This window comes from Salicola sp. AFF1, assembly GCF_056783195.1.
On record NZ_JBXAYL010000019.1, the window covers coordinates 1 to 12,254 of the forward strand.

The following is a 12,254-nucleotide window of genomic DNA, read 5'->3' on the forward strand; positions in this document are numbered from 1 at the left end:
TTCTGTGGCCTGACGGCCACCCGGAGGTGGGTCAAAATTAATGGCCAGTAGTGGGTCATTTTAATTGGCCACTAACACGTCTGGATTGCGGGTAACCGTTGCCGTCCAACTGCCAGTCCATGAACGCAAACCGGTAGCGGTGGATGGCATTGGGGTTCAGATGCCACGCATTATTGCGACCAAAACCCACGGCCTTTTGCTGCACCACCAGATCCAGTCGCCAACGCTGGCCATCCTGCTTCAGGAACCAGGGCGCGCACTGGCGTTCATCAATGCCATAACGCAGCACCGCGAACCGGCCATCACTGGATTCCAGAACTTCCCCCTTACCGCAGCCCCGGTATTGGCGCACGATGTTGTCCATCTGGGCGGGGGTTACCGTCCAGTCGTGCAACATCGCCTGGGTTTTTTCGGTATAGATGGATAGCCCCGGGCGATCATCCCGCTCGTCCATTGCCGCCAGATAGGCCCGGACCGTCTCTCGGGGCCCCTCGCCGGCTGTCACATCCGGGCCGCCCGACGAACGCTGGCGCTCCCCACCTGCGCCCAGCTCCGCCTCGGTGGTCGCCCCGGCTCCGCCAGTGGCAGCGGGCAGTGTTGAGGGGTCAAAAGCCTTGTTTTCGGCCGCTTCCTGAGCGCGCGTCACAATCAGCTCAGTGGTGGCCACAATGCCATCCGCCACACGGCCACGCTGGAAAAACGGCACCATCTGCCGACGCTCCAGATAGCTGATCAGGGCATCCGGGTAAACGCCCTCCAGCGCCTGGGACACCTCAACCCGCACCTGGTCCTGCTCCGGGTCCAGCAACAACAGTAACCCCCGGCCACCCTCGCTACGCTGACCCACGCCAATGGACTCAAACAGATTTACGGCACGACGGTTTACATCCGCCTCCCCAGCTTCGATCACCACCCGATAATCGATGCCGTGATCCGCCAGCAGATGCTCATGGTAGGTGTTCAGCGCTTGCGCCTGATCCTCACTCAACAGATCCGCCCGGTCCTCCAGCCAGGTCCCCGAGTCCGAGCAGGCAACGAGGAGGATCAGGACCAGAACACTAGCGGAACTCCAGAGAACCCGCATCTTGCGCCCCCTCATCCGCCTCGAAATAGGCCTTGCGAGTGAAGTTCCCCATCCCAGCCATCAGGTTGCCGGGAACACGGCGAATGGCCGAATTATAGGCCTGCACCGCTTCATTGAACCGCATACGGGCCACATTGATGCGATTCTCGGTGCCCTCAAGCTGGGCCTGAAGGTTGAGAAAGTGATCCGCTGAACGCAGCTCGGGATAATCCTCGACAACGGCCACCAGACGGCTTGACTTCTCCGAGAGTCGGGCCTGGGCCTGCGCGATGCGCTCCAGGGTTGCCTCATCCTCCGGTGGCGCACCACCAGCCTCAGCCGTGGTCTTGGCAGCTTCCTCGCGGGCGGTTTCCACTTCTTCCAGCACCTGCGACAGTCCCTCACCCGACTGGTTACGGCTTTCCACCACGCCTTCCATGGTCTCGCGTTCGTGCTCCAGATATCGGGAAGCCGTATCCACAAGCTGCGGAATCAGGTCCTGGCGACGCTGGTAGTTGCTTTCAAGCTGGGCCCACTGCGAGAACACCGCCTCTTCCTTGCTGATCAGGCTGTTGTAACTCCACCCCATGAACAGAGCAATCAGGGCCAGGGGCACCAGAATAAAAACCGCCAGGGCGATATTGCGTGACAACATAGCTGTTTGATCTCCTGTTTCATGCTGATCTGACATCCATTCGCCGACATCCTGTACCGGCTGCGTATCGTCCTGCCCCCAGGCCAGGCCGGGAAACACCATCAAAAGCGTCACCAGAACGGCAGTACAAGCCATTAAGGCGACCGGATTGCTATGTAACGGAGGCGATTTAGGTTGGTATGCATCCATTCTCTGGTTCCTTTTCCGTCCTTGCGCCACGAACGCTTAAGGGTCCCTACCCGGCGGGCACCGGAAGGGCATTCGAGGTTTCCATTAAAGCGGGCCACGTTAAACGGACGCCGTTGCGAGCGGCTTAACCATGGCCAACGCTCCTGAGCCGTCCCTTTTTTCTACCGCAAATCCTAACCCCTGGTAAAGCCGAACCGCCTTGCTGTTGGATTCATAGACATTGAGCGTAAAACGCTCGGCACCGTGGTTCGCTGCACCAATGTCCATTAAAGCCACGCACAGAGCCCACCCAATACCCTGGCCCCGAGCCGCCGGATCGACGATCAACCGCGCCAGGTGAAGAGCCTTATCATTTTTGGGGAGAACCTGACCAAATCCAACAACGTTGCCCGCAGCGCCCACCAGAACGTAAGCATTGCGCTCGGACGCGCCCATGTCCGCCCATGCGGTCTCAGGGGTGGCGGGATAACGTATCGTGGGTCCGGCCCACATACGGCATGCGGCTTCCGCCTCAATCCACTCAAGCACCACGGCGAGGTCGGATTCCCGGGCAGCACGCAGTTCCATTCAGCCCTCTCCCCTGCCAACTATCTGGTTACAGCCCCTGACAAACGGCGCAATCCTCGAACCCCAAAGGTGGACACGCTGAGACCGCAAAGGATCAGGAAACACGCCCCCCATTGCGCCAGGGACAGCCGCTCATCAAGTACCAACCCCGCTGTAAGTAGCCCTGTTACAGGCACCAGCAGCGACAGGGGCGCAACGCTGTGCGTTGGGTACCTGGAGAGCAGGCTGCTCCAGGCGCCAAACCCGAACAGGGTGGCCCCGAACGCCAGATAGACAATGGCGAAGAGGGACATGCCTTCCAGGTTTGTGAATGCGCCAACAATCGCCTCTGGCGGGTTCAATGCGAAAGCAAACACCAGAAGGGGCACAGGGGGCACAAGGCTCGACCAGATGATCAGGCTGAACATATCCAGCCGCTGGCCTTTCGCCACGGCCTCCGCCGCCGCTTTCCGCACCACGATATTGGATACCCCCCAGGAGGCCGCGCCGGCGAGTGTTAACAGGAAAGCGGGCACCGGCAGCTCTCCCAACCCCTGGGCCCCTGAATGCCCTATCAGGAACAACCCCAAGGCCGCTATGCCAAGCCCTACAAGCTGGGCGCCGGAGACCGCTTCACGCAAAACAACGCTGGCAAAGATGAGCGTGAAAAACGCCTGGGATTGAAGGACCACGGAGGCCAGGCCAGCGGGCATGCCAATGTGCATGGCGTAAAACAGGCAGCCAAACTGCCCGATACCCACCGTAAGACCATACAGAACCCAATAACGCACGCTGGCAGCAGGGCGCGGCACAAACAACACGGCTGGCAGTGCGGCGAGCAGATACCGAAGCGCAGCCAGCAGCATCGGTGGAACCCCATTGAGCCCAAGCTTGATGACCGTGAAGTTTGCACCCCAGATGGTCACCACCAACAAAGCCAATGCCATATCCTTGCGGCTCAACACCCATCCCCCATCCGTTATCCAGATCACAAGCCAAGCGCCTTCCCACAGCCCCGTTCAGCAGGAAGACGCCAGTCCCTATCATGCATGCCCTAATTCTCTTCGGTGAGAATCCCCTGTTCGAAGGCATCCGCCAGCTGCTTTCGGAGTACTTGCCACAGCTCTGTGCTTCCCTGTTCAATCCGCGCGTTAAGGCTCAACACCTGATCCGGTGTTACCCCATGGGTCCGCCAGCTGTGGCCCTTTCCCTGCAGGTTCTGAAGCAGCGGGGGCACACGGTCGATCGCCTTGGCATACCGGGCATCGGGTGTTTCCCCCGCCTCAAACTCATGCCAGAGCGCCACAAAGTCATCGCCTTCCCCATTGGGCAGGATTGAAAGAATCCGCGCCACGCCATCAGCTTCCGCGGCTTTCAGCGGCTCCGTTTCACTGGCGTAGACAATGGTATCTCCAACATCGATCTCACCCAGATCGTGAATCAACAGCATCCTGATGACGCGATCAATATTGACCGGTTCATTGGCAAAATCTTTCAGCATCAGCGCCGAGAGGCACACATGCCAGCTGTGTTCAGCGGCGTTCTCAAAACGCGCCAAGCCCACAGGCTTTGTCTTCCGGTGAACGTCCTTGAGCTTTTCAATCTCAACAATGAAGCGGAGGACTTCCTCGATTGCCGTCACACACGACTCCCTGAATACCTGTTAGGCGTCATCGGTAAGCAGGCCTAGAGGGTTGCGAGACAAGGTGACTGGCGCACCCTCACGATGCCTGGCCCACCGCTTTGTTACACATTCACTGAATACGTAAGGCCGCGTGCCTCGTCACCCGTCATACCCCGGAATCCCCAACAATGGGGTGCCTGCTCCTTGATGGTCACCTCAATATCCACCGGTGAGATACCGACCTCGGATTGAATCCTCCTGAACAACTCCTTGATCAACGCTTTCTGGGTCTCCGGCGCGCGCCCCTGCATCATATTGATCTCGATGGCTGTATAAGCGGGAGTCCTGCCGCCCGGGTAATAGAAATCCTCGGCGTCCATCGGGATAAAGCGGTGAACCCGCTTATCTTCAGGCATGCCCAGAACAGACTGCATGCATCCATGGATCACGTCTGAAAGAAGCGCCTTGAGCGGATTCAGGTGTTCCTTGATGCCGTAGACAACAATCACAATGCCTCCTGCAACACATTGGGCTTAGCGGTGAGCGTTAGCCTGACCCACAAACAACGGAAAAATCAATTGCTCCCAACTCCTTCACGCAACCGTCAGCCAGGCTCGACCGCACAACTCACCGCGACTATCCCGAGACAGCAGCCGGCTCAGGCGCCCGTATGCCCCTGAAGGCAGCCGTGGCAAGCGCCCCCAGTGCCAGCAGCAACGCTGCGGATAGAAACGCCAGGTCGTAGCTTCCCGTCGCCTCGCGTACGGCGCCCCCAACGTAAACACCCAGAGCCGCCAGGACCTGGTGCGCAAACCAGGCGGAACCGAGAATGGCACCCAGTCCGCCAGCACCGAAACGGTCGCCAATAAGCCCTGTCTTGAGGGGAATAATCGGGATGGACGACACACCATAAACAACGGCAAACACATACAGCTGCCAGACCTGGCCAGCCATGGCCAACCAGGCCAACGCAAGGGCGCGGACAACGTAAAGCCCGATCAACAACGGCTTCTTTCCAACCCGTGGGGCTGCCTGGCCCAGCAACCCCATGCTCAAGGCGCTGGCCAAGGCGGCTATCCCCAGAAGATTCCCGCCCAACGCCTCGCTGCCCCCAAGGTCGACCGCAAAGCCGGGCAGGTGCATGGCAACCATGTAGAGCGAATACCCGCAGCTGACAAAGCCAATGGTCGCGCAGTAGAAGTCAAAGGAGCGGATCGCCTCTGTAAAGCTAGCGCTTGGGGAGGCCGCACCGGTGACCGTTGGCTCAGCCTCGCCATCCGGCCATTGCCCCACCTGGGCGGGGTAATCCCGGACACCGAAAAACACCAGCGGCGCCACCAGAAACAGCATCCCGGCTCCGAGAACGGCAAACGCCGTCTGTGCGCCCCCGAGAACGATCAACCAACCCACAAGGGGAAGAATCAATAACTGACCAATGTTGATGCCCATGGAACTGCGGGCAAGCATCTTCCCCCTCTGCCTTACATACCAGCGGGATACCAGCACCGCATTGGCCATGGAACCGCAGCCGGCAAAGCCAATGGCGGTCAGGACCCCGTAATACAGGAAGAACTGCCACTGATGCTCAATGGTCGCGGCCAGGAGAAAAGCCAGCCCCATCAACGCCGCGGATGCCGTGATGACCAACCGAGCCCCCACGCGGTCCACCAGCCGCCCAAGGAAGGGCTGCAACACGCCCCAGACAATCATGTTCACCGAAACGGCGGTACTGAGCGTTGCCAGGGACCACCCATGAACACTGTGCAGTTCCGCGAAGAATTGCCCGGCTGAAAGGTTCAGACCGAAGGCCGCCATCAGCACCAGGAATGAAATGGTGACCATGCGGCCACCCATGAAGTGAGTTCCAGACCCCATCAAACTAACCTCCTTTTATTTAAAAGATGGTTAGATTAGAGCAGGGTCCCATCTAACCTGTCAAATGTGAGATGATGGTTACATGGTAAAAGCTGCATTACAGAGCAGACCCCTTGAGGGCGAACCCATTGCCCTGGACCTGGTCAACACGCAATGGAACGAGCGCGGTCAGCGCATGGATCTGCTGGAAATGGAGGGAGGCGTGGCGCAATGGCTTTCAGAGCACGACGTGCCCCAGCCAGCGGATTTGGACGCAACCCAGGCAGCGCTGTGCGAAGCGCGGGCCGCCCTACGACGATGCCTTGAAGCGGATGATGGGGATCCCGGTGCCAGGGCGGCATTGAATCAGGTGCTGGCCTGGGGCCGGATCATTCCCGAACTGGCAAGCACTGGCCCCAGCGAACGGATTGAAGCCGAGGAAACACTATTTCCAGCGTGGGTCGCCGCCCGCGGCTACCTGGAACTCCGGAACAAATGGTCCCCTAAGCGTATCCGGGCCTGCGCCCACCCCGACTGCATCCTCTACTTCCTGGACGCAACCCGTAGCGGCACCCGCCGCTGGTGTGATATGCGAACCTGCGGCAACAGAGCCAAGGCCAAGCGCTACCACAACCGCTATGGCTAGCGGACGTTGTCAGACGTAGTGCAGCGCCCCAAAAACCAGCGCCCCCAGCAGGGTAGGGATCGCCACGCCTCCGAGGGATCGCTTGGCAAGGGCCATGCAAAGCAGTGCCACACAGGCCGCCAGCCCTTTCCTGCCAAACGGAGCCGTGGCCACCATGGGCAATAGCGATACCGTCAGTAATGCCGTGATCGCCGCCGGCCCAATAGCCCGCAGGCATTTCTGAACGACAATGGGCAGCGGCTTGCGGTCACTTCCCTGAAAACGAAAGGGCAGCCAGCGCAACAGAAAGGTCATCGCCCCCGCCAGCAACACGACCAGGGTGAGCTCCGGAGTCATGCCCTCACTCCCCAGAGATTGAATACGCCCCGGCCAGCATCCCGAGAATAAGGGCGTGATGGCCCGGCAACACGCCCATGAGTGCCGCGGATACCCCAGCGGTCGCCAGGATGGTGCCCCACCACTCGCGCACACCAACCTCCAGAAGCAATACAAAAAACAATCCCGGCAGGATGAACGACAGTGCGGCGTCCACGGCCGGAGGCAGATCCCCCAGGTTCGACCCCAGCGTTACCCCCAGCAGCGTACCGCCAACCCAAGCGGAATAAGCGCCAAGCTGAAGGCCCAGAAGCCAGTTCTCGCGCGCTTCCGGCGTAAGCCGTTCAAGATGGCCGGAGGCGGCGGCGAACACCTCATCGGTCAACCCGAACGCAAGCAGCGGAGTGGGGAGTTTTCTTTCCGCCTCACCCAACCGTGGCAAGAGAGCAGGCCCGTAGACCAGATGGCGCGCGTTCATCAGCAGGATGGCCCCCAATGTACTGACCATGCCGGCACCCGAGGTCAGCAACGTGACCAACAGGAACTGGCTGGCGCCAGCGAACACGGCCACGGAAATCAGGGCTGTCAGCGCGGGCGACAACCCAGCCTCCAAAGCTGCAAGGGCAAACGCGAACGCTATGGGAATGTAGCCAACGGCTATGGCGGTGCTGCTGGCCACACCTTTCGCCAGGGCTTTCATCAATATCCCTCCGGTTTTTGCAGCGTGACCACATGGCTGCCGCCCTGCCATTCATCCATCCCCGATGTCGCAAACACCCGCTTATGCGCCACAACCCGGAACCCGCTCATCCGTGCCATGGCCAGAAACCGTTGAATGTGGGTCTTGGGCGCCCCCTCACCCTCAAAACCCGTCACCATGGCCTGCACCTCCAGACGGACTAAGCGCAGGTAGGCGGCAAACGGGCAGTGATCACAGACGTGCCAAGCCCTGTCATTCAATCGCATCGACAATGCCCGGCAGCGGTCGACGGCGTCCTCAACCCACCCGCGCTGGGCCGCCAATAACGCAAGGCTCAATGACGCCTTGATGTCGGCGTAGTCCTCCCAAAGCGCCGGACTCATGGTCGTGCGATCGCAACAGGCCAAAAAAGTCGCCGTGGACAGTATGGAGGTGCCATGGTGCCGGACCAGGGCCTGCAGGTAGGTGTGCCGGTCCTGGTACTCCGGGAGAAACTCACCGGCCATGCAGAGTAGGCCACCAGGCCTGAGCAGCTGATGGCTTTGCCTCAGCATCAGGGCCATGTTGGGGTGGTGAGCAGCTCCCATCTCCAGCAAAAGATCCTGGGACGCTGCCGGCATGGCACCGGCCAGCACATCCTCTTTTTGGGGCTGGATGCGTGGCTCGACGCTCGCCACAGCCTCCAGGTGCCCAAGGGTGGGTCCATCGGGCGCTACCGCCCTTACGCTCAGCCCGGGCACCAGCTCGCACAGCATGAGCATGGCCATGCCCGCGCCCGAGCCCACCTCGAACGCCTGACTCCCGAGCCGGCTTACCCCATACGCCTGAATGGCATCCGCCATCGCGACGACCTGGCGGGCACAGGCTGGATGCAACACCTCATAGGCCGCGTACCGATCCGCATGGGGCCGGCCTGAAGCACCCGCCATCTCCCTGGAGACAAGACTCTGCCCGGGCGATACCGGGCCGGAAGTGCCAGGCATCCGGACAACCCCATGCTGGAGCGCGATGTCACTGAGCAAGCATTCCAGGGTCAGGCTCTCCCGCTGCTGTTGAAGGCCGCTTATCACTGCGGAATCCGGGAGAGCGGGTGTTTCAGCCAGCCCCGCCAGCCACCATGCCTCACTCAGGAGGCCGGCGGAGGGCCCAGGGCTTTCATTCGCGGCAAACGCGGAGGTCGCTGCGCGCGGAAAAACCGCCCAGAAAGCCCCACCGGCATCCCGTCCAGTGACCGTCATAATGGTCCGGTTCCCGTCCGGATCCCCCCCCGTGTCTGCGGTGATTGCCTCCCGCACCTCGCTGGCGTCCAAAGGCGCGCTCCGCAGCCCGAGCAGCGTCCCCTGCAGACCGGCAGCCGTTTCCGCAGCCATACGCTGAAGCAGGCTCCGAAAGCTCTGCCACTGGTCGGAGGACTCCGGCCAATGGATGACCTGGTCCGCCAATTGCTGAGACGTGGTCTGTGCGGGGTATTCAATGAACACCATCGCCACCGCCGCTGAATCCAGCGCCCCGTACAGGTGCTCCCCATCAGCGGCGTACTCGCAGGATTCGCCCGCCGCCAGCCTCTCAGGAGCGTCCGTGCTTCCCGCCAGCATCGAGCCCGACAGCATGACCACCCGTTCGCGCACCCCTTTTGCATGCCCTGCTGAGTGGCGGACATGGCCTGCCGGAAGTTCCATTCGGTAGGTTTCAATCAGGATTTCACCGACGCTTCGTTCCATGAGCCGAACAGAAGCCCCATGCTCACCCGGTGACGGCGACTCGGTCAGACTCCCTTCGCCACCCACCACCAGGTCGCCAAAAGGCACCTTCAGGGCGTCCGCGAGCGCCCACAGGGTGTCGATAGTCGGGTTGCCTTCACCGGTTTCAAGGCGCGAAAGCGTGGACTTGGCGATACCACTGCGCTGTGCCAGTGCCGATAGCGTCAACCCCTGAAAAAGCCGTGCCTGCTTGAGATTGCAAGCCAGGGTCTCGAGGTATTCCATACTAAACTGTTCCACAAAAAGAACCTGTTCTTTTTGTAGCACACCTCGTAGGGCTACCCAAACAGCACTCAGTTATTGGATCTCTCGCATCGCCAGCGCGGCAGGTGCAGGCCTGGCTTGCGCGCTGATACTCCCCTTCCTGCAATCGCGGAGTTACAGACCTCAAAAGCACACCCGGACACCCACGAACCGCAGCTGGGGCATGCCGATGGACTTAACCAGCTGCCACCTGGGTGACCAACCTCAACACAGGCTGAGGCTCATGTGATGGGAACTCAGGACAAAGCCCTTCTTCAGGTAGAGCCGATGGGCGTCATGGCGCTGGTACCCCGTATCCAGGTGGGCTGCCGCGCACCCCAGCCGCCGGCCTTCTTCAAGCAACCAGTCCAGGAGCGCACCGCCAGCGCCATTGCGCGTCCTCTCCGGGTGGGCCACCAGATCATCGATGTACAGCACCCGGCCCCATGCGAGGTAGGTCGCCACCCGGTAACCCGCGGCCGCAATCATTGCGCCGTCCTGCTCGATGCAGGCAATGCGATAGCCCTCGGCCGCCTGGATGGGCACCTGCTCCATGAACTGATGCTTGCTGAGATGCGGTCGCAGGATCCCGAAGAGGTCGTAGACGGCCTCAAGCGCCCGACCGTCTTCCATGTCCAGTTGCTGAATTACGTGGTCCATTGTCGTCTCCCTGGCTCGTCACCGGCTGGTGCTGTCTTCATCATGACGGCTCAAGGTAGCGTTTCAACCGAACGAGCGGAAGGCCCAAGGACTTTTCGCACACCCAATTCCGGTAGCGCCCTTTTCACCGGTTCCCGGCCTACTGGAAAGCTTCCTATGGATTTGAACGGCTCCACAAAATCCCCGGCACATAGGCTTCCAGGCTTATCAGGGCGCTCTTTAAAGGCCCCCGATGGTCGTAATTACCGAAACGTTCTGGCATACTGCCGCTCCTGTAGACGACAGGAATTCTTTCCCGCGCCCCGTCACGCCGCAGGCATGGCGGGGGGCTACCGCTTTTGAGGGGTGCGCCCCGAACATCCACCCGCACCCCAGGGCCGCTGCGCTGCCCTTCACCCTGGCAGCCCGTGCGCCGCAACCGATTTTGAAACATCTGAAAGTGAGGTCATCGTGAGTAAAACCTACACGGATCTGTGCCCGGCCCGGCTTATTGAGCTGGCGCTGGAAAGGAATGAGGGCAAGCTCGCCTCCAATGGCTCACTGGTGGTTACAACCGGCGAGCGCACTGGCCGCTCCCCCGTTGACCGCTTCATTGTGGAGGAGCCCAGCACCGTCAACCAGATCGACTGGGGCAGCATCAACCGTCCCTTCGACGCGGACAAGTTCGATGCACTCTGGGAGCGCGTCCAGGCCTACATGGGGGAGCACGAGCATTTCACCTCCCATGTGCACGTGGGGTCGGACCCGAACTACTATCTGCCGGTAAAAATGACCACCGAAACCGCCTGGCAGAACCTGTTCGGGCTCAACCTGTTCATCCGCCCGGATCAGTACAACCCCATTGATAACCCGGAATGGGAGATCCTGAACGCGGCCAATTTCGAGTGCGTGCCCGAGCGTGACGGCACCAACAGCAACGCCACCGTGATCATCAACTTCGCGCGCAAGCGCGTGCTGATCGCGGGCATGCACTACGCCGGCGAGATGAAGAAGGCGATGTTCTCGGTGCAGAACTTCCTGCTGCCGGACTACGACGTGCTGCCCATGCACTGCTCCGCCAACGTGGGCGACAACGGCGATGTGTGCCTGTTCTTTGGCCTCTCCGGCACGGGCAAAACCACCCTCTCCGCGGACCAGAGCCGTTACCTGATCGGGGACGACGAACATGGCTGGGGCGAGGATACCGTCTTCAACCTTGAAGGTGGCTGCTACGCCAAGACCATCGACCTGACGCGCAAGAACGAGCCCATCATCTGGGACGCGATCAAGTTCGGCGCCCTGGTCGAGAACGTGGTGGTCGACGAAGCAACGCGCGAGCCGGACTACACGGACACCTCGCTGACCGAGAACGGGCGTTGCGCCTACCCGCTGGAGCATGTGGAGAAGCGGGTGGTGGAGAACCGTGCTGGCGAACCCAAGCACATCATCTTCCTGACCTGCGACATGACCGGCGTTCTGCCGCCGGTGTCCATCCTGTCGCGTGAGTCCGCGGCCTACCACTTCCTCAGTGGCTACACGGCCCTGGTAGGCTCCACGGAGATGGGATCGGATGAGGGGCTCAAGTCCACCTTCTCCACCTGCTTCGGCGCGCCCTTCTTCCCGCGCCCCGCCGGCGTCTACGCTGAGCTGCTGATGAAGCGGATGGATGCGTTCAACAGCAAGGTGTTCCTGGTGAACACCGGCTGGACCGGCGGTCCCTACGGTGTGGGCAAGCGCTTCTCCATTCCCACCACTCGGGCCATCATCAACGGAATCCAGGACGGTGAGCTGGACAATGTTGAAACACAGCACCTGGACGACCTGAACCTGGACGTGCCGACCTCGGTGCCGGGTGTTGAGACCAAACTGCTCAACCCCCGTAACACCTGGGACGATCCGGCCGAGTACGATGCCAAGGCCCAGGAGCTGATTGCCCAGTTCGTGGAGAACTTCAACAAGTTCGACGTACCGGATTCGATCGTCAACGCTGGTCCCAAGCTGCGCCAGTAAACCAGCCCAG

General features: G+C 60.9%; 13 protein-coding genes. 2 read left to right on the top strand and 11 right to left on the bottom strand.

Annotation, left to right across the window (positions count from 1 at the left end):
• Nucleotides 1–55: 55 nt before the first annotated feature.
• The 7 genes from AC1RQI_RS12445 to AC1RQI_RS12475 all read right to left on the bottom strand — a co-directional run bounded on the left by AC1RQI_RS12445 (nucleotide 56) and on the right by AC1RQI_RS12475 (nucleotide 5,952).
• Nucleotides 56–1,084 (bottom strand): TPM domain-containing protein, encoded by a 1,029-nt coding sequence (locus tag AC1RQI_RS12445; protein ID WP_481905040.1) that lies wholly within the window; start codon nucleotides 1,082–1,084, stop codon nucleotides 56–58.
• Nucleotides 1,059–1,718: a LemA family protein gene (locus tag AC1RQI_RS12450; RefSeq protein ID WP_481905041.1), complete on the bottom strand. Its 660-nt coding sequence runs from the start codon at nucleotides 1,716–1,718 to the stop codon at nucleotides 1,059–1,061. The genes AC1RQI_RS12445 and AC1RQI_RS12450 overlap by 26 nt, the downstream gene beginning before the upstream one ends.
• Before the next feature lie 288 nt (nucleotides 1,719–2,006).
• Nucleotides 2,007–2,474: a GNAT family N-acetyltransferase gene (locus AC1RQI_RS12455; RefSeq protein ID WP_481905042.1), complete on the bottom strand. Its 468-nt coding sequence runs from the start codon at nucleotides 2,472–2,474 to the stop codon at nucleotides 2,007–2,009.
• A 20-nt stretch (nucleotides 2,475–2,494) separates the two neighbouring features.
• A complete protein-coding gene (locus tag AC1RQI_RS12460; protein WP_481905043.1) occupies nucleotides 2,495–3,445 on the bottom strand; it encodes an EamA family transporter in 951 nt (316 codons plus the stop codon).
• A gap of 62 nt (nucleotides 3,446–3,507) precedes the next feature.
• On the bottom strand, nucleotides 3,508–4,095 hold the full coding sequence (locus AC1RQI_RS12465; RefSeq protein ID WP_481905044.1) for an HD domain-containing protein: 588 nt from the start codon (nucleotides 4,093–4,095) through the stop codon (nucleotides 3,508–3,510).
• A 104-nt stretch (nucleotides 4,096–4,199) separates the two neighbouring features.
• Complete coding sequence (locus AC1RQI_RS12470; RefSeq protein WP_416633058.1) at nucleotides 4,200–4,586, bottom strand: tautomerase family protein; 387 nt, start codon at nucleotides 4,584–4,586, stop codon at nucleotides 4,200–4,202.
• 127 nt (nucleotides 4,587–4,713) lie between these two features.
• Nucleotides 4,714–5,952 carry an MFS transporter gene (locus AC1RQI_RS12475; protein WP_481905045.1) on the bottom strand — a complete coding sequence of 413 codons (1,239 nt, stop codon included), beginning with the start codon at nucleotides 5,950–5,952 and terminating at the stop codon, nucleotides 4,714–4,716.
• Nucleotides 5,953–6,034: 82 nt separating this feature from the next.
• Between AC1RQI_RS12475 and AC1RQI_RS12480 the strand changes: the two genes are divergently transcribed.
• A complete protein-coding gene (locus AC1RQI_RS12480; RefSeq protein ID WP_481905046.1) occupies nucleotides 6,035–6,577 on the top strand; it encodes a CGNR zinc finger domain-containing protein in 543 nt (180 codons plus the stop codon).
• A gap of 9 nt (nucleotides 6,578–6,586) precedes the next feature.
• Here the strand turns inward: AC1RQI_RS12480 and AC1RQI_RS12485 are convergent, their stop codons facing one another.
• From AC1RQI_RS12485 to AC1RQI_RS12500, 4 genes are all read right to left on the bottom strand, one after another.
• Nucleotides 6,587–6,913 (bottom strand): AzlD domain-containing protein, encoded by a 327-nt coding sequence (locus AC1RQI_RS12485; protein WP_481905047.1) that lies wholly within the window; start codon nucleotides 6,911–6,913, stop codon nucleotides 6,587–6,589.
• 4 nt (nucleotides 6,914–6,917) lie between these two features.
• Nucleotides 6,918–7,592 carry an AzlC family ABC transporter permease gene (locus AC1RQI_RS12490; RefSeq protein WP_481905048.1) on the bottom strand — a complete coding sequence of 225 codons (675 nt, stop codon included), beginning with the start codon at nucleotides 7,590–7,592 and terminating at the stop codon, nucleotides 6,918–6,920.
• Nucleotides 7,592–9,577, bottom strand: a complete 1,986-nt coding sequence (locus tag AC1RQI_RS12495) for a helix-turn-helix domain-containing protein (RefSeq protein ID WP_481905049.1) — start codon at nucleotides 9,575–9,577, stop codon at nucleotides 7,592–7,594. Before AC1RQI_RS12495 ends, AC1RQI_RS12490 begins: the two co-directional genes overlap by 1 nt.
• 243 nt (nucleotides 9,578–9,820) lie before the next feature.
• On the bottom strand, nucleotides 9,821–10,255 hold the full coding sequence (locus tag AC1RQI_RS12500; RefSeq protein WP_481905050.1) for a GNAT family N-acetyltransferase: 435 nt from the start codon (nucleotides 10,253–10,255) through the stop codon (nucleotides 9,821–9,823).
• Between the two features lie 450 nt (nucleotides 10,256–10,705).
• Here AC1RQI_RS12500 and AC1RQI_RS12505 point away from each other — a divergent pair, with 450 nt between their 5' ends.
• Nucleotides 10,706–12,244 carry a phosphoenolpyruvate carboxykinase gene (locus tag AC1RQI_RS12505; RefSeq protein WP_416633050.1) on the top strand — a complete coding sequence of 513 codons (1,539 nt, stop codon included), beginning with the start codon at nucleotides 10,706–10,708 and terminating at the stop codon, nucleotides 12,242–12,244.
• Nucleotides 12,245–12,254 lie beyond the last annotated feature (10 nt).